This window comes from Thiohalospira halophila DSM 15071 (assembly GCF_900112605.1).
Taxonomy (GTDB): Bacteria; Pseudomonadota; Gammaproteobacteria; order Thiohalospirales; family Thiohalospiraceae; genus Thiohalospira; species Thiohalospira halophila.
Genome location: NZ_FOMJ01000007.1, coordinates 94,978 through 114,236, shown reverse-complemented (window position 1 = coordinate 114,236; position 19,259 = coordinate 94,978). Strand labels below are relative to the sequence as shown.

Below are 19,259 nucleotides of genomic sequence, written 5' to 3'. Positions count from 1 at the left end.
CCCACGCAGGGTACGCTTGTGCCTCGATTGCGGCGCCGCGTATCTTTTGCCCCGCCGGTTAACGCAAGGGAGGACCATCCATGTCGCGCAAGCAGCGCATCGAACAGCGCCTCACCGAGGAACTCGCGCCCGAGTACCTGGCGGTGGAGGACGAGAGCCATATGCACAACGTACCGGAGGGGGCGGAGTCCCACTTCCGGGTGACCCTCGTGACCCCGAGTTTCGAAGGGGAGTCCCGGGTGGGGCGCCACCGCGCCGTGAACCGCGCCCTGGCGGCGGAATTCGAGCAGGGGCTCCATGCCCTGGCCTTGCACACCCACGCCCCCTCCGAATGGAGCGGTGAGGCCGATCCCGCCTCGCCGCCCTGCCTGGGGGGCGGCAAGGCATGAGCGGGGTGGGCGAGCAGCCGGATCCCGTGATCGAGGCCCTCTCCCGGGCCATCGCCGGGGAGCGGGAGTTCCGGCCGGCGGACGATTCCCTGGAGGCGCTGGGTGCCTTCCAGCCCATCGTGGAGACTCTCTGCCAGCTGGGAGACGATGGCTTCCTCGACGTCGGCGAGCCCCGGCGCGACGAGAGCACCCGCCTGGGCTACTACGACTACGTCGAGGTCCGGGCCGTCCATGGCAGCGCCCACACGCTCCTCGAGCGGGCGCGCGAGCAGGGGCTCGAGATCCCGGAGGCCCGGCCCGAGCCGCCCTCCCTCGTGGACGTCCGTGAGGAGGGGCGTGCGGTGGACGCCGAGCCGGAAGCGGCCCCTGCCGCCTCCCCCGCGCCCGAGGTGGAGGCGCCGCGAGTGGCGGCCGCGGCCGTGGTGGTGCATCAGGGGTCGGTACTGCTGGTGCGGCGCGCCCATCCGCCCCGGGCCGGCCTCTGGGCCATCCCCGGCGGCATGGTCAAGGCGGGGGAGAGCCTGCAGGAGGCGGCGGAGCGCGAGATCCACGAGGAGACCGGGCTGACCATCCGCGCCGGCGCCCCGGTGCACGCGTTCGACCTCATGGAGCGGGACGACCAGGGTCGGCTTCGTTTCCACTACGTCGTGGTGGATCTCACGGCCGATTACCTCGAGGGTGAGGTCGTGGCGGCCTCGGACGCCGCCGAGGCTCGCTGGGTCACGCCGGCCGAGCTGGCCGACCTGCCGGTGGACGGGGAGACCCGGCGGATCCTGCGCCGCCAGGGGTTCACCGCGGCCTAGCTGGCCGCTTTCGGCTCCAGAGCCCGGCGTAGATCCTCCGCCCGACCCTCCACCAGGTCGGCGAGGGTGTAGTCGGCCAGCGTGTCCATAAAGGCCGCCATGGCGCGTTCCAGCGCCGTTTCGAAGACGCATTGACCCTGGATGGGGCAGTGCTGGCAATCGACAGGGGTGAGGCGCTCCTCCAGCTGCGTGACCACCTCGTTCAGGGCGATGGCCTCCGGCTCCAGGGCGAGCCTCAGGCCGCCCCGCTTGCCGCGGAAGGTGGCCACGAAACCGTGCTGACCCAGGGCGTGGACCACCTTGACCAGGTGGTTGCGGGAGATGTCGTAGGCGTCGGCCACCTCGGTGATGGTGACCAGCCGGTCCCGGTGGAGGGCGAGGTGGATGAGGACCCGCACGGCGTAGTCGGTGTAGCGCGTCAGTTGCATGGTAGTCCGGAGTGGTCTTGCCGAGTTCTTGGAGTAGTAATTCCCTTCTCGGATGCCACAAGGGCCGGAAAGTTCACCCACGGAGCAAATGGAATGGCGAAGAACCGCACCCTCTACGTCTGCAACGAGTGCGGCGGGCAGACGCCCAAGTGGGCCGGCCAGTGCCCCGCCTGCGGGGCCTGGAACACCCTGAGCGCCACGGTGGAGACCCGGGATACCCGCACCGGCGGGATGACCGGCGGCGCCGACGGTCAGGTCACCGCCCTGGGGGAGGTCGCGGTGGGGGCGGAGAATCCGCGCTGGGCCACCGGCTCGGCGGAGCTGGACCATGTCCTCGGCGGCGGGCTCGTCCCCGGCTCGGTGACGCTGCTGGGCGGTGATCCGGGGATCGGCAAGTCCACCCTCCTACTTCAGACCGTGGCCTCCCTGGCCCGGGAGCAGTCCGTGCTCTACGTCACCGGCGAGGAGTCGCCGCAGCAGGTGGGGCTCCGTGCCCGGCGGCTGGGACTGGAGGCCGATGCGGTGCGGCTGCTGGCCGAGACCCGGGTGGAGGCCATCACCGAGACGGCGCGCGGCGAGCGCCCGGGGGTCCTGGTGGTGGACTCCATCCAGACCATCTTCACCGAGGCGCTGACCTCGGCCCCCGGCTCCGTGGCCCAGGTGCGGGAGGCGGCTGCCGCCCTGGTCCGCTTCGCCAAGGAGACCGGGGCCGCGCTCTTCCTGGTGGGCCACGTTACCAAGGAGGGGCAGCTCGCCGGGCCCCGGGTGCTGGAACACATGGTGGACGCAGTACTCTACTTCGAGGGGGATGGCTCCGGCCCCTATCGCGTGATCCGCGCCATGAAGAACCGCTTCGGCGCCGCCAACGAGCTGGGGATCTTCGCCATGACCGAGCACGGGCTGCGCGAGGTCAGCAATCCGTCGGCCATCTTCCTCTCCCGCCACGGCGATCCCATCCCCGGCAGCCTCATCCTGGTTACCCGCGAGGGGACCCGCCCGCTGCTGGTGGAGGTCCAGGCGCTGGTGGACGAGAGCCAGCTGGGCAACCCGCGCCGCGTGACCCTGGGCCTGGACGGCAATCGCCTGGCCATGCTCCTGGCGGTGCTCCATCGCCACGGCGGGGTGATGACCGGGGATCAGGATGTGTTCGTGAATGTGGTCGGCGGGGTGCGGGTCACCGAGACGGCGGCGGACCTGCCAGTGCTCCTCGCCGTGCTCTCCAGCCTGCGGGACCGCGCCCTGCCGGCGGACCTGGCGGCCTTCGGCGAGGTGGGTCTGGCCGGCGAGATCCGGCCGGTGCCCAACGGCCCCGACCGACTGCGGGAGGCGGCCCGCCACGGCTTCACCCGCGCCATCGTGCCGCGTGGCAATGCACCGAAGCAGGCGCCGGCGGGGCTGGAGGTGGTGGGGGTCGATCGCCTCCACGAGGCGCTGGACGCCCTCTAGGATCGGTCCGCCGCCTCGTGGTTCTCGACGAGGGCCGCGAGTTCCCGTTCCAGGAGCGCCTCGTCCCCGAGGTTGAATTCGACCAGCCGCCGGAGCTCGCTGGCGGTCTCCAGCGGGAGCTGGACGAACTCGAAGCCGGCGAGTTCGCCCTGGACATGGGAGACCCGGGCAGAGGCCGTGAGCCTCAGGCCGCTCTCCAGCTCGATGTCCAGCTCCGCCGGGGTCGTGCGATCGACCAGGCCGGGCCAGCCCCCGGGGCGGCGCACCAGGGCACCCTTGAGGGAGATGTCGGCCACCTGGCCGGTGCAGGGGCCGCCGGGGCAGTCCACCGTGGCCTGACCACCGAAGGTGATACGCGTGAAGTGGCGCTTTTCGTGCCCGGAACCCTCGGAGGGATCCGGGGTCCCGGTCTGGCTGGAGTCGTCGTTGCTGGTCATTGGCGCCTTCCGCTGGTCATCCTCTCCCCCTCATCATAGCAACCCGGCCGGTGATGCGAGAACGCGGGCCGGGCCCTGTCCGCTCACTCCGGCGGCCGCCGCAGGTCGGGCATGATCTTCACCGTCCGCACGGCGCTGGTGCCCACATGGACGATCTCCACCGGGTAGCCGGCCAGTCGGAAGCTGGTGCCGGGCTCGGGGATGGTCTCCATGTGTTCCAGGATGAGCCCGTTGAGGGTCTTGGGTCCGTCGGTGGGCAGTTCCCACTGCATGAGCCGGTTGAGGTCCCGCACGTAGGCACTGCCCTCCACCAGGAAGGAGCCATCCTCCTGCGGATGGACCTCCTGCATGGTCTCGCCGGGGTCGGTGGTGAACTCGCCGACGATCTCCTCGAGGATGTCCTCCAGCGTCACCAGCCCGCGGATATCGCCGTATTCGTCCACCACCAGGCCGATGCGGCGGCGCTCGCGCTGGAAGTTCAGCATCTGGGTGTGCAGCGGGGTCGCCTCGGGGACGAAGTAGGGGGCCCGGACCAGCTTGCGCAGGCTCTCCGGGTCCAGGTCGCCGGCCGCCAGGCGATGGGCGAGGTTGCGCAGGTGGAGGATGCCGATGATGTTCTCCGCGCCCCCCTCCGAGACCGGCAGCCGCGTATGGTGGCTGCGGCTGATCCGTTCGAGGATGGCCTCCCAGGATTCTTCCAGGTCGATGCCCACCATCTCGTTGCGGGGGATCATGATGTCCTCCACTGTGACCTTCTCCAGGTCGAGGATGGAGAGCAGCATGCGCTGGTGGCGCTGCGGGATCATGGCCCCGGCCTCGTTCACCACCGTGCGCAGCTCTTCCCGGGAGAGGGGCTGGTCGCCGCTGGACTCCGGGGAGACGCCCAGCAGCCGCAGCAGGTTGTTGGAGATGGCATTGACCACCCAGACCAGCGGGTAGAGCACCCGGAGCAGCGGGCCCAGGACCCAGCTCGCCGGGAAGGCGATACGTTCGGGATGCAGCGCGGCCAGGGTCTTGGGGGTCACCTCGGCGAATATGAGGATCACCAGCGTGAGCAGGCCGGTGGCCACGGCGATCCCCGCCTGGCCCATGAGCCGCATGGCGATGATGGTCGCCACCGACGAGGCGAGGATATTGACGAAGTTGTTGCCCAGGAGGATGACGCCGATGAGACGATCCGGACGCTGGAGCAGACGGTTCGCCCGCCGGGCCCCGGCGTGGCCCTCGTCGGCCAGGTGGCGCAGGCGGTAGCGGTTGAGGCTGATCAGCCCCGTCTCGGAGCTGGAGAAGAAGCCCGAGAGGACGATGAGCAGCCCCAGGGAGGCGAAGAGCAACCAGGTCGGTATGGAGTCCACGAGTCAGGCGATACCGAGGATGAGTTCGAGTACCAGCTTGCTGCCGAAGTAGGCCAGCAGCAGCACCGTCAGCCCGCCGGTGGTCCAGCGCACCGCCGTGCGCCCCCGCCAGCCGAAGTACCAGCGACCCCAGAGGAGGATGCCGAAGACGGCCCAGGCCACCAGGGAGAGCGCGGTCTTGTGGACCAGGTGCTGGGCGAAGAGATCGTCCAGCGCCACCCAGCCCAGCAGCAGGGCGGCGGTGAGGAAGATGAAGCCCAGGGCGATGATCCGGAAGAGCAGGCGCTCCATGGTCTCCAGCGGCGGCAGGGCCCGGACGAAGCCCCCGGGCCGGCGCTCGCGCAGGTAGTGATCCTGGATGGCCAGCAGGGCCGCCTGGAAGGCCGCGATGGCCAGGAGGCTGAAGGCGAGCAGGGAGAGGACGATGTGCGCCTGCATGGCGCTGTCCATCGCCGGCATGGTGCGCTGGTCCGCCAGCGGCGAGAGCTCCAGCCCCAGCCCCAGGGCCGCCAGGGGGAGCGCCCCCACGCCCAGGTTCTCCAGCGGCGCCCGGAGCGCGCCCAGCAGGATGAGCGCCGCCATGAGCCAGGTCACCAGAGAAACGGTGGTAAAGAAGGAGAGGTCGAGGGCCCCGCTGCCCAGGAGATCCTGCCCGAGGACGGCGCCGTGCAGGGCGACCGCGGCGAGCCCCAGGGCCAGCAGGGCCAGCCGTTCGCCGGTGGCACGGATCAGGCGGCGGACGAGCAGTACGGCGGTGGCCAGGTAGAGCACCACGGCCAGCAGGCCGGTGACGGTGGTGAACATGGGCCTTCCAATGCCTGAAAACGCGGATGGTCGCACATCCTTGTGGGGTGTTGAAGCGGTAGAGTGCCCCCTGCGTCCGGGAGGAACGGGGATCGTGGCCCCGGGCGGCGGGGGTCTAGTATGCTTGCGCGAAAGGTCGGAACAAGAACCGGGAAGGGGCACATGGAGCTGGATGTTCTGGGCTGTGGTGGCGGGATCGGCACGGGGGAGCGGACCACCGCCTTCCGGGTAAACGGGCGCCTGCTCATCGATGCCGGCACCGGCGTGGAGGCGCTGACGTTGGCCGACATGGAGGCCATCGAGGCCATCGTCGTCACCCATACCCACCTGGACCACACCGCCTACCTCGCCTATCTGGCCGACAGCCTCCACGGCCGCATCCAGCGCACCATCCCGGTCTACGGGCGCAGCGAGACCCTCCAGGGCCTGCGCGACCACCTCTTCAACGGTGTGCTCTGGCCCGACTTCACGCGCCTGCCGCCGGAGCGCCCCGTCTTCTCCCTGGAGCCGCTGGAGCCGGGCGAGAGCCGGACCATCGCCGGCCTCGAGGTCAGGGCCATCGGCGTGAACCACGTGGTGCCCACCCAGGGCTACTGGGTGGACGACGGCGAGCGCGCCTTCGCCTTCAGCGGCGATACCACCACGAACGGCGGGTTGTGGGAGGCCCTGAACGCCCGGCCGCGCCTCGATGCCCTGCTGGTGGAAGCGGCCTTCGCCGACGAGGATGCCGGGCTGTGCGAACTGGCCCGCCACTACTGTCCCCGGCTGCTGGCGGCGGACATGGCGGCCCTGGAGCACCACCCGCCGGTCTACATCTCCCACCGCAAGCCCGGGGACGAGGACCGCATCCTCGCCGAGTGTCGGGCCGCCCTGCCGGATCGGACGGTGCACGGCCTGTCGAGCGGCACCCGCCTGACGCTATAATACGAGTCGCAACCCCACGGAGGCGGCATGTTCGACAGCCTTACCGAACGGCTCAACAAGACCCTCAAGGACCTGCGCGGCCAGGGTCGACTCACCGAGGACAACATCCGCGACACCCTGCGCGAGGTGCGCATGGCGCTGCTGGAGGCGGATGTCGCCCTCCCGGTGGTCAAGGACTTCATCGAGCACGTCCGCAGCCGCGCCCTGGGTGAGGAGGTCTCCACCAGCCTCACTCCCGGCCAGGCGCTCATCAAGATCGTCCGCGAGGAGCTGGTCCGGCTCATGGGCGACGACGGCGAGGGGCTCAACCTCAACACCCGTCCGCCGGCGGTGATCCTCATGGCCGGCCTCCAGGGCTCCGGCAAGACCACCTCCACCGGCAAGCTGGCGCGCTGGCTCCAGGAGCGGGAGAAGAAGTCGGTGATGGTGGTCTCCACCGACATCTACCGCCCCGCCGCCATCGACCAGCTGGAGACCGTGGCGGAGAAGGCCGGCGCGGCCTTCCATCCCAGCTCCTCGGATCAGGACCCGGCCGACATCGCCGCCGGGGCCCTGCAGGCGGCGCGCACCGGCCACAAGGACGTCCTCATCATCGACACCGCCGGCCGCCTCCACGTGGACGAGGGGATGATGGACGAGGTCCGCCGGCTCCACGAGGTGGCGGAGCCGGTGGAGACCCTCTTCGTCGTCGACAGCATGACCGGCCAGGACGCCGCCAACACCGCCCGTGCCTTTGCCGATGCCCTGCCGCTCACCGGGGTGGTGCTCACCAAGACCGACGGCGACGCCCGGGGCGGTGCGGCGCTCTCCGTGCGCCATACCACGGGTCGCCCCATCAAGTTCCTGGGCACCGGCGAGAAGGACGACGCCCTGGAGCCCTTCCACCCGGACCGGATCGCCCAGCGCATCCTCGGCATGGGGGACATGCTCTCCCTCATCGAGGAGGCCGAGAACAAGGTCGACCAGCAGAAGGCCGAGAAGGTCGCCCGCAAGCTCAAGAAGGGCAAGGGCTTCGACCTCGCCGACTTCCGCGAGCAGCTCCAGCAGATGCAGAGCATGGGCGGCGTCAACAGCCTCATGGACAAGCTCCCCGGCGCGGGCCAGCTTCCCGACCACGTCAAGGGCCAGGTGGACGACAGCCAGTTCCGGCGCATGGAGGCCATCATCAACTCCATGACTCCGGGCGAGCGCCAGCGGCCCGACATCATCAAGGGCTCCCGCAAGCGCCGCATCGCCGCCGGTTCCGGGACCCAGGTCCAGGACGTGAACCGCCTGCTCAAGCAGTTCCAGCAGATGCAGAAGATGATGAAGAAGATGAAGGGTGGCGGCATGCAGAAGCTCATGAAGCAGATGCAGGGGCAGATGCCGCCCGGCATGTAGCTCCCCCGGAAAATCGGCGCCATCCCCGAATGGTATTCGCCCCGGCCCTTTCGGCCGGGGCGCCATTGCCCTATAATTGCCGGTTTAATCGCGTACTGAATCTTGCGGCCGCCGCGGCGGCCCGGCAGCGAATCGGAGAGAAAGAGCCCTATGGTCACCATCCGCATGGCCCGCAAGGGCGCCAAGCGTCGGCCCTTCTACAACATCGTCGTTACCGAGCACGCCAATCCGCGTGACGGCAGCTTCATCGAGCGCGTGGGTTTCTACAACCCCGTGGCCACCGGTAACGAAGAGGCGGTGCGGCTGGACATGGACCGTGTGCAGCACTGGCTGGACAACGGCGCCAAGGCCAGCGAGAGCGTGGACCGCCTGATCCGCAAGCAGGCCAAGGCGGCTTCGTAACGAGCCGACGTGGCGACCGTGGGGGAGAGCCTGGTGCCCATGGGGCGGATCGGCGCCCCCCACGGCGTCCGTGGCTGGGTCCGGATCCAGTCCGAGACCCGGCCGGAAGAGAACATCCTGGCCTACACCCCCTGGTATCTGCGAGCCGGACACCAGGGGGCGGAGGCCCGGCCGGTAACCATCGCGGAGAGCCGGATCGGCGGCAAGGGGCCGCTGGCCCGGCTGGACGGGGTTGCCGACCGTGAAGGTGCGGCGGCCCTGACGCACAGCGTCATCCTCGTGCCGCGTTCGGCCCTGCCGGAGCCGCCTGACGGCGAGTGGTACTGGGCCGACCTGGAAGGGCTGGCGGTGGTGACTACCGCCGACGAGGAGCTCGGCCGCGTCCAGACGATGATGGAGACCGGCGCCAACGACGTCATGGTGGTCGCTGGCGAACGCGAGCGGCTGATCCCCTTCGTCCAGGGCGAGGTGGTCCGCTCGGTGGAGCCCGAGGCCGGTCGCGTCGTGGTGGACTGGGACCCGGAATTCTGACGCCGTGCGTTTCGACGTCGTGACCCTGTTCCCGTCCATGCTGGCGGCGGTGACCGATTACGGCGTCACCAGCCGGGCCATGGAAGCCGGCCTGGCCGAGGTGGTGGCCTGGGACCCGCGGGAGCGGACCACGGACCGCCACCGCACGGTGGATGACCGCCCCTACGGCGGCGGGCCGGGCATGGTGATGCAGACCGGCCCCCTGGCGGCGATCCTGGCGGATGCCCGGGCCGCCGACCCGCGGCCGGCGAAGGTCGTCCACCTGAGCCCCCAGGGGCAGGTACTGGATCAGGCGGCGCTGGAGCGCTTCGCGGCAGAGCCGCGGCTCATCCTGCTCGCCACCCGCTACGAGGGGGTGGACGAGCGCCTCATCGAGGCCGAGGTGGATGAGGAGTGGTCCCTGGGGGACTACGTGATCAGCGGCGGCGAGCTGGGGGCGATGGTGGTCATCGACGGCGTGACCCGGCTGCTGCCGGGGGCGCTGGGCCACACGGAGTCGGCGGTACAGGATTCCTTTACCGCCGGCCTGCTGGATCATCCCCACTACACCCGGCCCGAGCAGGCGCTGGGACGGGAGGTGCCGGCGGTGCTGCGCTCCGGGGACCACGCCGCCATCGAGCGCTGGCGCCTCAAGCAGGCGCTGGGACGGACCTGGCGGCGGCGCCCGGAATTGCTGGAGCGCCGCGGCCTGAGTGAAGAAGAACGGGCCCTGCTCGCCGAATACCGGCGTGAGCAGGGCGAACACGAGTAGCGATTACGCAAGCGGTTGTCGCGGGAGACCAAGACCATGAGCAACATCATCGACGAGCTCGAGGCCGAGCAGATGAAGTCCGACATCCCGGAATTCGGTCCGGGGGACACCGTGCTGGTTCAGGTGCGGGTGCGTGAGGGCGGCCGCGAGCGGCTCCAGCCCTTCGAGGGGGTCTGCATCGCCAAGCGCAACCGCGGCCTGCACTCGGCCTTCACCCTGCGCAAGACCACCAGCGGTGAGGGCGTCGAGCGCGTCTTCCAGACCCACAGCCCCATCCTGGCCGACATCAAGGTCAAGCGCCGGGGCGACGTCCGCCAGGCCAAGCTCTACTACCTGCGCCAGCTCTCCGGCAAGGCGGCCCGGATCAAGGAGAAGGTCCGCTAGCGGAGTCCGGACGCGGAAACGGGACGATGGGGCAGCGTCGGGCCAACCAGCCCGTCGGGGCCCGCCCGCGAGGGGCGGCGGCCATACTGGTCGCCGCCCTTTTTGTGGGTACCCCGGCAGCGGCCACCGATCTCGACCAGGTGGAGGCCCTGGCCGGCGAGGGGGCCCTGGAGCTGGCCACTGCCCTCATCCAGCGCCATCAGCCCGCCCGGGAGAACGCTCCCGGTGCCTGGCGCCGCTGGGAGGGCCGCCGCCTGGCGCTGCTGGAGCGGCGCGAGGCCTGGACCGACCTGGTCGCCCGGATCGATACCTACCCCCGGACCGGGCTCGACCCCGATTTCCGCCGTCAGGCGGATGACCATCTGGCCCGCGCCCTGACGCGGCTGGAGCGGGGCGAGGCGCTGGCAGCGCTTGCCTTCCGGCGCCTGTGGCTGGGTGAACCGCCGGCGGCCGACGAGGTCACTATCTGGCAGCGTCGACTGGTGACCGCCTGGCGCCTGTCGGACCGCCCCGCCGCCGCCCTGGCGACCCTGCAGCGACTGCGGATGCCGCCCACCTCGGGGCCCGATCAGCGTGCCGCCCTGCTCCTGGAGCTGGATCAGCCCGAGGCGGCCCTCCGGGCCATTGACGAGGCGGAGACGGCCACTCCCGCCCTGCGCCTGCTGGCCGAGCTGCGCGCCGGCCGACGGGAGGCGGCGGAGGTGGCCGGCGCCGCCCGCTCCGCCGCGGCCGAGGCCGAATCGCGGGAGGCCGCGCGCCTGCGTCGTCTGCTCGCCCATGTCACGACCGATCCCGCCCAGCGCGCCGCCGCCCTCGCCCGCCTCCTGGCGCTGGGGCCCGATGTCTCGCTGCCCGGAATTCCGGCGGCCACCGCCGACGACCTCTGGGCCGCCTGGCGGGAGCAGGGGCGGGTGGTCGCCAACCGGCGGGGGCTGCTCTTCGGCGACCACGACGCCTGGCTGGCCGCCGCGGCGGAGTCCCCGGCCCGGGAGAAGCGGGCCCTGCTGGCGACCCTGGCCCGGGAGGCCAGTGATCCGGAGGCCCGTTCGGAGGCCCACCGCCGCCTGGCCATCACCCTGCTGGAGGCCAACGACGGCCGTCTGCTGGAGCGCCTCTACACCGAGGCCGCTGCCTTCGGCGATGCCGACGCCATCCCGCGCCCCATCCGCTACACCCTGGCGGATCGCTTCGTCGATGCCGGGCGCCTGGAGGAGGCCGGTCGCCTCTTTATCGGCCTGGAGCCCCCGTCCCGGGGGGATGCCACCACCTGGCGGCTGCGCCAGGCGCGGGTGCTGGTCCTCGCCGGGGAGGCCGATGCCGGGGCCGAGGCCCTCCACGCCCTGCTGGACGAGGCCGCGAGCCTGGAGCAGCAGACCCTGGACCGCGCCCTGCAGATCGCCTTCGACCTCCAGGGGGCGGGCGCCCATGCCGAGGCGCTGATTCTCTTCGACCGCCTCTACCGCCGGGCCCGCCAGCCCCGGACCGAGCGCGAGATCCGCTTCTGGATGGGGGAGTCCCACCGCGAGCGGGGGGATCACGCGGCGGCGGCGGCGGCCTATCTCCGGGCCGCGCGCCACATCCCCGACGATCTGGACGACCCCTGGGTAGAGACCGCCTACTACCGGGCGGCCCGCAGCCTGGCCCGGGGCGGTTTTACCGATGATGCCCGGGCCCTCTATCAGCGGCTGCTCCAGGCCACCGAGGGGAGCCGGCGAGAGGCGCTGCTGCGCAACGAGCTCCGCCGCCTCGGCCAGGAGGGTGAGCACCGGCAGGGCCAGCGCCAGGAGGGGCCCGGCCGTGGGGAGTGAGTCGGCGAGTCGCCTTGTCGGTCCCGCCCACGCCCGGCTCCGGCTCACCATTGAGGCCCGGGGCGGGCAGCTGGAGCGGGTCCGATTGCTCCCGGCCGAGGGGGCCGAAGCGGAGGAGGCCGGGACGGGGCTCGCCGCCGAGGTCGGGGACCGGCTGGTCGCCGACCCGGGCGGTGCCGGGCGGGGATTCCCCGACTGGCCGCTGGCCCCGCCCCGGACCCCCTTTCAGGGCCGGCTGCGGGCGACGCTGCAGGCCCTGCACCCCGGGCAGACGGTGAGCTACCGCGACCTGGCCACCACCCTCGGCAGCGCGCCCCGGGCGGTGGCCATGGCGGCGCGGGCGAATCCCTTCCCCCTCATCGTCCCCTGCCACCGCGTCGTCGCGGTGGATGGGCCGGGGGGGTATGCCGGGGCCAGCGAGGGCCCCCTGGCCGCCTTCAAGGCGTGGCTGCTGGAAGAGGAGGCCGCCCGTGGCGTGGATTGACCGCATCCGCGAGGACGATCGCCGGGCCATCGAGGCCTTCCTGGATGCCCTGTGGATGGAGCACGGGCTGGCGGCCAACACCCTGGCCGGCTACCGCAACGACCTGGCGCGCCTGGCCTACTGGCTGGGTGAGCAGGGGCGCTCCCCCCTGCTCGCCGCCGGTCGCGCCGACCTCCTGGACTGGCTGGGGGAGCAGCAGGGGGCGCGGCCGCGGTCCGTGCGCCGCCTGCTCTCGGCCCTGCGCCGCTTCTACCGCTACCAGGTCCGCGAGGGGCGGCGCTCCGACGATCCCACCGCCCGCATCGACCCGCCGCAGCTCGGCCGTCCGCTACCGGCGACCCTCACCGAGGGGGAGGTGGAGGCCCTGCTGGCCGCGCCGGACACCGACGAGCCCCGGGGTCTGCGCGATCGCGCCATGCTGGAGGTCCTCTACGCCACCGGGCTGCGCGTCTCCGAGCTGGTGACCCTGGAGGCCGGGCGGGTGAGCCTGCAGCAGGGGGTGGTCCACGTGGTGGGCAAGGGCGGCCGCGAGCGGCTGGTGCCCCTGGGGGACGAGGCGGCGGCCTGGCTGCGCCGGTATCTCCGGGAGGGGCGGCCGGCCCTGGCCGAGGGGCGTGGGGCCAGCGATGCGCTGTTCGTCACCCGGCGGGGCGGGGCCATGACCCGGCAGGCCTTCTGGCAGCTCATCCGCCGCTACGCCGGCCTCGCCGGGATCGAGAAGCACCTCTCGCCGCATACCCTGCGCCACGCCTTCGCCACCCACCTGCTGGATCACGGCGCCGACCTGCGGGCGGTACAGATGCTCCTGGGCCACGCCGACCTCTCCACCACCCAGATCTACACCCACGTCGCCCAGGCGCGCCTGGAGCAGCTCCACCAGCAGCACCACCCTCGCGGCTGACGCCCGCCGCTACCACCAGTAGACGTCGAAGAGCTCCGGGTTGGCCCAGAAGCGGCTGTTGAGCCAGTCGGGGGTGAGCTTGTAGGTGGCGATGTCCCAGGTCCATAGCGCCACGGCGCCGTCGTCGCTGTCGCCGGCGTGGACCAGGCCCAGGCCGCGCAGGGCGTTGGCCGACCGGGTGCCGGCCGCCACGGCCAGGATGAGCCGAGGGGCCAGCAGGTCCCGGACCCGGCCGATGAGCTGCTCGCCGGCGGTGGATTCCAGCGGCTCCACGGCGTGGAGGAGCAGGGCGAGGTCGAACCGGGTCTGCGGCAGGTCTGCCACCTGGCTCCCTGGCGGCAGGAGGGTCCATTCGGCGCCCGGCGCCGCCGCCTGGGCGGCGACCAGCCCCGGGTGGTCCGGCGGGGCGATGGCGAGCACGGCGCCGGGGGCCTCTCCCGCTACCAGGCGGGCCAGCGGGTGGTCGAGGGGGTCCTGCGGGGCCGACTCCGTCATCGGACTATTCCCAGCGGAAGAGGCGGGCGCCCACCACCAGCAGCACCAGCGCCATGGCCAGGAGGATCAGGAGGTGACCGGCGATGTCGGCCACGCCGGCGCCGTCGAGCATCACGGCCCGGGCGGCGTGGGTGACGTGGGTCAGCGGCAGGACCCAGGCCGCCTCCTCCAGCCACGGGTGGAGGCGGTCGGTGGCGAACCAGACCCCCGACAGGAACATCATGGGCCAGGCCAGGAGGTTCAGCACCCCCTCCGCCATCTCCTCGCTGGCCAGCCGCACCGAGGCGAGCAGCCCCAGGCTGATGAGCGCCAGCCCCCCGCAGGCGAAGGTGAGCACCAGGGCCAGCGGTGAGCCCCGCAGGGGGAAGCCCACCAGGGACCAGGTCCCCAGGTAGACGGCGGCGGTCATGGCCAGCAGCAGCCACCAGCGCGAGGCCACCTGGGCCGCCAGGAACTCGAAGGCGGTGAGCGGCGTCGCGGAGAGCCGCTTGAGGACGCCGTTCTTGCGGTAGCGGACGATGACGTAGCCCACGCCGTAGAGGGCGGAGAACATCATGTTCATGGCCAGGATCCCCGGTACCAGCCAGTCCACGTAGCGCAGCGGCTCCCCGGGTACCGGTTGAGCCTCCCAGCCCTCGGCGGGGGTGAGCGCCCGGGCGGCCAGCCGGCCCCGGTCGCTGTCGGGATTCACCCAGTAGGTCCGCGCCGCCGGGTCCACCAGCAGATCCAGGCGCTGGTGGCGCAGCCGCTCCAGCCCCGCCTCGCGCCCCACCGGCTCCAGAGCCAGGGGACTGGCCTCGTCCAGCGCCGCCGGGTCGCCGATGACCCCGGCGGTGAGGTCCACCTTGCCCACGCCGCCGAAGGCGAAGGCGAAGCCCAGGACGATGAGCGCCGGCAGCAGCAGGTTCCAGGTCAGCGCCGCGCGGTCGCGCAGGAACTCCCGGTTGCGCGCGGCGAAGGTGGCCCGGAAGCGGCGGGGCGAGAAGTCGATCATCGCCTCATCCCCCCCGTAGCCCCTCGCCGGTGAGATGGAGGAAGAGGTCCTCCAGGCTGCGCTCGCGGATGCGCAGGTTCTGCAGGTCCACGCCGGCGGCGGTGAGTTCGGCGAGGGTGGTGTTGACCTCGTCGGTGAGCAGGGTGACCACGTCCCGCCCCATCTCCACCCGGGCCCGGCTCAGGGCGGGGACGGTGGGCAGGTCCAGCCGGGGCAGCTCCATCACGGCCTCGCGGAAGTGGCGGTCCAGCAGTTCCCGGGGCGGGCCCTCGGCGATGACCTGGCCGCGATCCATGATGGCGATGGTGTCGCAGAGGACGTAGGCCTCCTCCATGTAGTGGGTGGTCAGGATCACGGTGGTGCCGCGTTCGCGGATCCGCTCCACCAGCGCCCAGAAGTTGCGCCGGGCCTGGGGATCCAGACCGGTGGTGGGCTCGTCCAGGAAGACCAGGGCCGGGTCGTTGACCAGGGCGCAGGCCAGCAGCAGCCGCTGGCGCTGGCCGCCGGAGAGGTGGCGGTTGTCGCGGCCGGCGAACTCGGTGAGCGCCACCTCGGCCAGCAGCTCGTCCACGTCCCGGCCGGCGGGATAGAGGCGGCGGAACAGGGTGAGGATCTCGCGGACGGTGAGGAAGTCCTGGAGGACGGTGCTCTGGAACTGGACCCCCACCTCGTCGCGAAAGCGCCGGTCCCGGGGCCGACCGCGGTAGCGGACGGTGCCGGCGGTGGGCTCGTGGATCCCCTCGAGGATCTCCACCGTGGAGGTCTTGCCGGCGCCGTTGGGCCCCAGCAGGCCGAAGCAGATCCCCTCCGGCACGGCGAGGTCGACGCCGTCCACGGCGGTGACGCCGCCGGGGTAGCGCTTGACCAGGCCCTCCACCGCCAGGATGGGTGTCTCCACGTCGCCCCCTACTCGCAGCGCCCCACCGAGCCGCCGCTGCAGCGGCGATGGTCGGGCCAGGTGGCGTATTCCAGGATGGCCCCCTCCAGCCGTTCGCCGGAGAGCTCCGCCCGGGCCAGGTCGGCGTGGCGCAGGATGGCCTCGCGCAGGTCCACCCGGCGCAGCCGCGCCTCGCCGAAGTTGGCGCGCTCGGCATCGGCCCGGCGCAGGTCGGCATCGGTGAGGTCGGCCTCGGTGAGGGTGGCCTCGCGCAGGCCGGCGTCCACCAGGATGGCGCCGGTGAGGTCGGCCTGGTCGAGGTTGGCGCCATCCAGCCGGGCCCCGGTGAGGTCGGCCCGGGCGAGGGTGGCCTGTACCAGGCTGGCCCCGTCCAGCCGGGCGCCGTTGAACCGGGTCTCCGTGAAGTCGGCACGGTCGGCGGCGATGCGGCGCAGGTCGGCCCGGCGGAAGTCGGCATGGGCCGCCTTCATCCCCATGAGGTAGGCGTCCGCCAGCATGGCATCCCGGAGATCGGCCTCGCGCAGGTCGACGTAGTCCAGGTCGGCCTTCTCCAGCCTGGCGCCGGTAAGATCGGCCCCGCGGAGATTGGTCCGGCTCAGGGTCGCGCCGGTGAGGTCGACCCCGGCCAGATCGGCCCCGGCCTTGTCGCAGCCCGACCAGATCACCCGGGGCGCCGGGGGATCGTCACAGCCGGCCAGGGCCACCGGCGCGGCAGCGAGCAGGAAGGCGACGACGAGGACACGCAGCATGGACAACCTCCGACTGGGCTGGCCAGTCTTGCACGCCGGGGGGCCGAGGCCAAGCGTGGCAACGGGTCGGGTGGGGGACGTATAATGTCCGGCTGACCCAGAATCGCGAGCCACCATGTCCCAGCTCCTCCTGCACACCCCCGATCCCGAGGCCCCGAACCATCCCGCGCTGGCCGCGGTCGCCGCCGGCCCCGCTGAACAGCGCACCGGCCACTGGCGCCTGCCGCTGCAGCGGCGCCCGGATGTGGCGGAACTGGAGGGCCTGCGTGAACAGGTCCCCTTCGACCTCAACCCGGTCCCCGAGGGCTTCGACCCCGGGCGGGTGGCGCTCTTTATCTCCGACATGGACTCCACCCTCATCAACATCGAGTGCGTGGACGAGATCGCCGACTTCGCCGGCCGCAAGCCGGAGGTGGCGGCGGTGACCGAGGCGGCCATGCGCGGGGAGATCGGCTTCGAGGAGTCGCTCACCCAGCGAGTGGAGGCGCTCACCGGTCTGGACGAGGGTGTCCTGGCGCAGATCTATCGCGACCGGCTGCGGCTCAACCCGGGAGCGGAGGCGCTGCTGGCCGGTCTGGCGGAGCGGGCCATCCTGCGCGCCGTGGTCTCCGGCGGTTTCACCTACTTTACCGATGGCCTGCAGCAGGACTACGGCATCGAGTACGCCCTGGCCAACGCCCTGGAGATGGATGACGGCCGGCTAACCGGCCAGGTGCAGGGCGCCATCGTCGGTGCCGCCCGCAAGCGCGCCTTCCTGGAGGAGCTCTGCCAGCGCCTGGGTATCGTCCCGGAGCAGGTCATCGCCGCCGGCGACGGCGCCAACGACCTGCCCATGCTGGAGCGGGCCGGGCTGGGTGTCGCCTTCCGGGCCAAGCCCAAGGTGCGTGCCGAGGCCGACGTGGTCCTCCACTATGCCGGGCTCGACGCCATCCTCCACTTCCTGGAGATCTAAATCCCATCAGGCCCTGGGCCCCGTCAGGCCCGGGCCACGGCCTCCGCCACCTCGCGGACCAGGCCGGGGCCGCGGTAGATGAGGCCGGTGTAGAGCTGGACCAGGCAGGCGCCGGCGGTGATTCGGTCGGCGGCCTCCTCGCCGTCGAGGATCCCGCCGGCGGCGATGAGGTCGACGCCCCCGTCCAGCTCCTCGGCCAGCCACGCCAGGACCTGGCGCGCCGCCGGGGCCACCGGCGCCCCCGAGAGGCCGCCGCTCTCCTCGCCGTGGGGGAGGTTGCGGACGCTGGTGCGGTCGATGGTGGTGTTGGTGGCGATGACGCCGTCGATGCCGGCCTCCCGGACCCCGGTCGCGATGGCGGCGACCTCGTCCCGGTCCAGGTCCGGGGCGATCTTCACCACCAGCGGTACCCGCCGCCCGGCGCCGTCCAGCCCCTCCGCGGTCTCGCGCAGCTCCCCCAGCAGGCGGCCGATCCGGTCGGCCCCCTGGAGGTCGCGCAGGCCGGTGGTGTTGGGCGAGGAGATGTTCACCGTGATCCAGTCGGCCACGCCGTGGGCGCGTTTCAGCCCGGTGCGGTAGTCCTCCACCGCCTGCTCGGGCGGCGTGTCGGCGTTGCGGCCGATGTTCACCCCCACGTGGCCGGTATAGCGGCGCCGCTCCAGCTGGCGGACCAGGTGGTCCACCCCCTTGTTGTTGAAGCCCATGCGGTTGATGAGGGCCTCCGCCGGCGGCAGCCGGAAGAGGCGCGGCCGGGGGCTGCCCGGCTGGGGCCGGGGGGTTACCGTGCCCACCTCGATGCTGCCGAAGCCCAGGGCGCCCAGGGCATCCACGTGGTCGGCATTCTTGTCGAGGCCGGCGGCCAGGCCGACGCCGTTGGCCAGCTCCAGCCCCAGGCAGCGCACGGGGCGCCCCGCCGGCCGGGCTCGCAGGAGCCCCAGGCGGTGGGCGGCGTCCAGCCCGGCCAGGGTGGCGCCGTGGGCGGTCTCGGCGGGGAGGGCGAAGAGCAGGGGGCGGAGGAGGCGGTAGGCGTCGAACATATTTAGAATTAGTCTAAACTTTCCCGGCACAGTGGGCTATTGGGAGGCATGCGTTGGTTAACTGCATGACTTGGAAGGAAATATATAGTTTTCTGGTATACAAACCATTCCCCGATTCCCGCCTCGCAGCCCGCATATATTCGCCCGCCCTATAGGGGCTTGTATACAGCCTAGAGCCCGGCCGAGCGGCAGAATCCCGGCGCGTCCTGGCGATTCTCGGAGCACCAGGCGGCGACCGCGCGGCCGCCCATGGGCTTGAGTTCCAGCTCGTGGACCTGGTCGATCCAGCGCTGATAGGGCTGGGTGTGCTGCTCATCGATCAGGTCCCGGGCGTCGTCGGTCGTCCAGCGCGCCTTGGCGGCGAGGTGGTGGCCGCCGCCCTGGGTCTCTTGGCGCAGGTAGAACAGCACCCGGTCGTAGTGTTCGAGGGCCGGTTCGCCCGCCTCGGTGAGAATGTCGCGGGCGGCCTGGCCCCAGGTGCGCACGGCGTCGGCCTGGCTGCCGGTCGGGCCCAGGTCCACGAAGACCTCTCCCAGCATCTCGTCGCCCACCTGGAGAGTGGAGCGGACTTCGCCGATCTCGTAGCTCGCGCCCCAGCCGCCGGCATCGCGCAGGGCGGCCTCGGCGGCGGCCTCCGGGTCGGCCGGGTTCGCGCTCTCAGCGCTGGTCCCGGCGTCGGGCTCGGGCATCAGGGCGCGGCCGATGATGAGGGCGCCCACGGCGACGCCCAGGGCGGGGCCGACGGTGCCCCGCCGGGTCGGGTTGGGGTCGCGGTCGTTGGCCAGGGCGCTGGGGCGCACCAGGCCGACGACGGCCACGATGAACATGAGGACGGCGAACAGCGCGAGGCCGTAGCCGAGGATCATCCAGATTATATCCATGGCGGGGTCTCCTTGTGTGCCTGGCG

Annotated in this window: 23 protein-coding genes; 13 read left to right on the top strand and 10 right to left on the bottom strand. The window is 71.8% G+C overall.

The annotated features are described in order from the left end of the window. The first annotated feature begins 80 nt into the window (after positions 1–80). Positions 81–389 carry a BolA family protein gene (locus BM272_RS10570; protein WP_093428765.1) on the top strand — a complete coding sequence of 103 codons (309 nt, stop codon included), beginning with the start codon at positions 81–83 and terminating at the stop codon, positions 387–389. Continuing rightward, positions 386–1,192, top strand: a complete 807-nt coding sequence (locus BM272_RS10565; RefSeq protein WP_093428764.1) for an NUDIX hydrolase — start codon at positions 386–388, stop codon at positions 1,190–1,192. The genes BM272_RS10570 and BM272_RS10565 overlap by 4 nt, the downstream gene beginning before the upstream one ends. Here BM272_RS10565 and BM272_RS10560 read toward each other — a convergent pair. Next, on the bottom strand, positions 1,189–1,620 hold the full coding sequence (locus tag BM272_RS10560; RefSeq protein ID WP_093428763.1) for an RrF2 family transcriptional regulator: 432 nt from the start codon (positions 1,618–1,620) through the stop codon (positions 1,189–1,191). The two genes, BM272_RS10565 and BM272_RS10560, sit on opposite strands and share 4 nt — an antisense overlap. Positions 1,621–1,713: 93 nt before the next feature. Between BM272_RS10560 and radA the strand changes: the two genes are divergently transcribed. Next, positions 1,714–3,066: a DNA repair protein RadA gene (gene radA / locus BM272_RS10555; protein WP_093428762.1), complete on the top strand. Its 1,353-nt coding sequence runs from the start codon at positions 1,714–1,716 to the stop codon at positions 3,064–3,066. Here the strand turns inward: radA and BM272_RS10550 are convergent. From BM272_RS10550 to BM272_RS10540, 3 genes are all read right to left on the bottom strand, one after another. Next, positions 3,063–3,503, bottom strand: a complete 441-nt coding sequence (locus BM272_RS10550; RefSeq protein ID WP_093428761.1) for a PilZ domain-containing protein — start codon at positions 3,501–3,503, stop codon at positions 3,063–3,065. The genes radA and BM272_RS10550 overlap by 4 nt on opposite strands. An 83-nt stretch (positions 3,504–3,586) precedes the next feature. Further along, complete coding sequence (locus tag BM272_RS10545; RefSeq protein WP_093428760.1) at positions 3,587–4,858, bottom strand: HlyC/CorC family transporter; 1,272 nt, start codon at positions 4,856–4,858, stop codon at positions 3,587–3,589. Between the two features lie 3 nt (positions 4,859–4,861). After that, positions 4,862–5,662 carry a cytochrome C assembly family protein gene (locus tag BM272_RS10540; protein WP_093428759.1) on the bottom strand — a complete coding sequence of 267 codons (801 nt, stop codon included), beginning with the start codon at positions 5,660–5,662 and terminating at the stop codon, positions 4,862–4,864. A gap of 162 nt (positions 5,663–5,824) precedes the next feature. Here BM272_RS10540 and BM272_RS10535 point away from each other — a divergent pair, with 162 nt between their 5' ends. From BM272_RS10535 to xerD, 9 genes are all read left to right on the top strand, one after another. Then, the gene (locus BM272_RS10535) at positions 5,825–6,586 is read left to right on the top strand and encodes a 3',5'-cyclic-nucleotide phosphodiesterase (RefSeq protein WP_159433070.1); all 762 of its coding nucleotides are present in this window, start codon (positions 5,825–5,827) and stop codon (positions 6,584–6,586) included. Between the two features lie 27 nt (positions 6,587–6,613). Continuing rightward, positions 6,614–7,966 (top strand): signal recognition particle protein, encoded by a 1,353-nt coding sequence (ffh, locus tag BM272_RS10530; protein ID WP_093428757.1) that lies wholly within the window; start codon positions 6,614–6,616, stop codon positions 7,964–7,966. Between the two features lie 150 nt (positions 7,967–8,116). Next, complete coding sequence (gene rpsP, locus BM272_RS10525) at positions 8,117–8,368, top strand: 30S ribosomal protein S16 (RefSeq protein WP_093428756.1); 252 nt, start codon at positions 8,117–8,119, stop codon at positions 8,366–8,368. Between the two features lie 9 nt (positions 8,369–8,377). Next, positions 8,378–8,899, top strand: coding sequence for a ribosome maturation factor RimM (gene rimM, locus BM272_RS10520; RefSeq protein WP_240308109.1), 522 nt, complete (start codon positions 8,378–8,380; stop codon positions 8,897–8,899). 4 nt (positions 8,900–8,903) lie between these two features. Then, positions 8,904–9,650, top strand: coding sequence for a tRNA (guanosine(37)-N1)-methyltransferase TrmD (trmD, locus tag BM272_RS10515; protein WP_093428755.1), 747 nt, complete (start codon positions 8,904–8,906; stop codon positions 9,648–9,650). Positions 9,651–9,686: 36 nt separating this feature from the next. Continuing rightward, on the top strand, positions 9,687–10,034 hold the full coding sequence (rplS, locus tag BM272_RS10510; RefSeq protein ID WP_093428754.1) for a 50S ribosomal protein L19: 348 nt from the start codon (positions 9,687–9,689) through the stop codon (positions 10,032–10,034). Between the two features lie 26 nt (positions 10,035–10,060). Beyond that, positions 10,061–11,842, top strand: a complete 1,782-nt coding sequence (locus tag BM272_RS13795) for a hypothetical protein (RefSeq protein ID WP_093428753.1) — start codon at positions 10,061–10,063, stop codon at positions 11,840–11,842. Further along, positions 11,832–12,326, top strand: coding sequence for a methylated-DNA--[protein]-cysteine S-methyltransferase (locus tag BM272_RS10500; protein ID WP_240308107.1), 495 nt, complete (start codon positions 11,832–11,834; stop codon positions 12,324–12,326). The genes BM272_RS13795 and BM272_RS10500 overlap by 11 nt, the downstream gene beginning before the upstream one ends. Continuing rightward, complete coding sequence (gene xerD / locus BM272_RS10495) at positions 12,313–13,227, top strand: site-specific tyrosine recombinase XerD (protein WP_275886938.1); 915 nt, start codon at positions 12,313–12,315, stop codon at positions 13,225–13,227. Before BM272_RS10500 ends, xerD begins: the two co-directional genes overlap by 14 nt. A 9-nt stretch (positions 13,228–13,236) precedes the next feature. Here xerD and BM272_RS10490 read toward each other — a convergent pair whose 3' ends face one another. Genes BM272_RS10490 through BM272_RS14080 form a run of 4 tightly spaced genes read right to left on the bottom strand, consistent with a single transcriptional unit; the run spans position 13,237 to position 16,363 of the window. Next, positions 13,237–13,722, bottom strand: coding sequence for a DUF6231 family protein (locus BM272_RS10490; protein WP_093428751.1), 486 nt, complete (start codon positions 13,720–13,722; stop codon positions 13,237–13,239). A gap of 4 nt (positions 13,723–13,726) precedes the next feature. Continuing rightward, a complete protein-coding gene (locus tag BM272_RS10485) occupies positions 13,727–14,716 on the bottom strand; it encodes an ABC transporter permease (RefSeq protein WP_093428750.1) in 990 nt (329 codons plus the stop codon). 4 nt (positions 14,717–14,720) lie between these two features. After that, positions 14,721–15,614 carry an ABC transporter ATP-binding protein gene (locus tag BM272_RS10480; RefSeq protein ID WP_093428749.1) on the bottom strand — a complete coding sequence of 298 codons (894 nt, stop codon included), beginning with the start codon at positions 15,612–15,614 and terminating at the stop codon, positions 14,721–14,723. An 8-nt stretch (positions 15,615–15,622) separates the two neighbouring features. Next, positions 15,623–16,363: a pentapeptide repeat-containing protein gene (locus BM272_RS14080; protein WP_159433069.1), complete on the bottom strand. Its 741-nt coding sequence runs from the start codon at positions 16,361–16,363 to the stop codon at positions 15,623–15,625. A 115-nt stretch (positions 16,364–16,478) separates the two neighbouring features. On the opposite strand from BM272_RS14080, the gene serB reads away from it, so the two are divergent. Continuing rightward, positions 16,479–17,315, top strand: a complete 837-nt coding sequence (serB, locus tag BM272_RS10470; RefSeq protein WP_093428748.1) for a phosphoserine phosphatase SerB — start codon at positions 16,479–16,481, stop codon at positions 17,313–17,315. A gap of 23 nt (positions 17,316–17,338) precedes the next feature. Here serB and BM272_RS10465 read toward each other — a convergent pair whose 3' ends face one another. Further along, positions 17,339–18,352, bottom strand: coding sequence for a quinone-dependent dihydroorotate dehydrogenase (locus BM272_RS10465; RefSeq protein ID WP_093428747.1), 1,014 nt, complete (start codon positions 18,350–18,352; stop codon positions 17,339–17,341). 170 nt (positions 18,353–18,522) lie between these two features. Then, positions 18,523–19,233 (bottom strand): hypothetical protein, encoded by a 711-nt coding sequence (locus BM272_RS10460; RefSeq protein ID WP_093428746.1) that lies wholly within the window; start codon positions 19,231–19,233, stop codon positions 18,523–18,525. Between the last annotated feature and the right edge of the window lie 26 nt (positions 19,234–19,259).

Bases quoted from the DNA above. Each gene is read 5' to 3' on its own strand.
- BM272_RS10460 (WP_093428746.1), bottom strand. From the start codon at position 19,233: ATGGATATAATCTGGATGATCCTCGGCTACGGCCTCGCGCTGTTCGCC.
- rplS (WP_093428754.1), top strand. From the start codon at position 9,687: ATGAGCAACATCATCGACGAGCTCGAGGCCGAGCAGATGAAGTCCGAC.
- BM272_RS10485 (WP_093428750.1), bottom strand. From the start codon at position 14,716: ATGATCGACTTCTCGCCCCGCCGCTTCCGGGCCACCTTCGCCGCGCGC.
- BM272_RS14080 (WP_159433069.1), bottom strand. From the start codon at position 16,363: ATGCTGCGTGTCCTCGTCGTCGCCTTCCTGCTCGCTGCCGCGCCGGTG.
- BM272_RS10550 (WP_093428761.1), bottom strand. From the start codon at position 3,503: ATGACCAGCAACGACGACTCCAGCCAGACCGGGACCCCGGATCCCTCC.
- BM272_RS13795 (WP_093428753.1), top strand. From the start codon at position 10,061: ATGGGGCAGCGTCGGGCCAACCAGCCCGTCGGGGCCCGCCCGCGAGGG.
- ffh (WP_093428757.1), top strand. From the start codon at position 6,614: ATGTTCGACAGCCTTACCGAACGGCTCAACAAGACCCTCAAGGACCTG.
- BM272_RS10560 (WP_093428763.1), bottom strand. From the start codon at position 1,620: ATGCAACTGACGCGCTACACCGACTACGCCGTGCGGGTCCTCATCCAC.
- BM272_RS10540 (WP_093428759.1), bottom strand. From the start codon at position 5,662: ATGTTCACCACCGTCACCGGCCTGCTGGCCGTGGTGCTCTACCTGGCC.
- rpsP (WP_093428756.1), top strand. From the start codon at position 8,117: ATGGTCACCATCCGCATGGCCCGCAAGGGCGCCAAGCGTCGGCCCTTC.
- BM272_RS10490 (WP_093428751.1), bottom strand. From the start codon at position 13,722: ATGACGGAGTCGGCCCCGCAGGACCCCCTCGACCACCCGCTGGCCCGC.
- BM272_RS10565 (WP_093428764.1), top strand. From the start codon at position 386: ATGAGCGGGGTGGGCGAGCAGCCGGATCCCGTGATCGAGGCCCTCTCC.
- BM272_RS10465 (WP_093428747.1), bottom strand. From the start codon at position 18,352: ATGTTCGACGCCTACCGCCTCCTCCGCCCCCTGCTCTTCGCCCTCCCC.
- BM272_RS10535 (WP_159433070.1), top strand. From the start codon at position 5,825: ATGGAGCTGGATGTTCTGGGCTGTGGTGGCGGGATCGGCACGGGGGAG.
- serB (WP_093428748.1), top strand. From the start codon at position 16,479: ATGTCCCAGCTCCTCCTGCACACCCCCGATCCCGAGGCCCCGAACCAT.
- radA (WP_093428762.1), top strand. From the start codon at position 1,714: ATGGCGAAGAACCGCACCCTCTACGTCTGCAACGAGTGCGGCGGGCAG.
- BM272_RS10570 (WP_093428765.1), top strand. From the start codon at position 81: ATGTCGCGCAAGCAGCGCATCGAACAGCGCCTCACCGAGGAACTCGCG.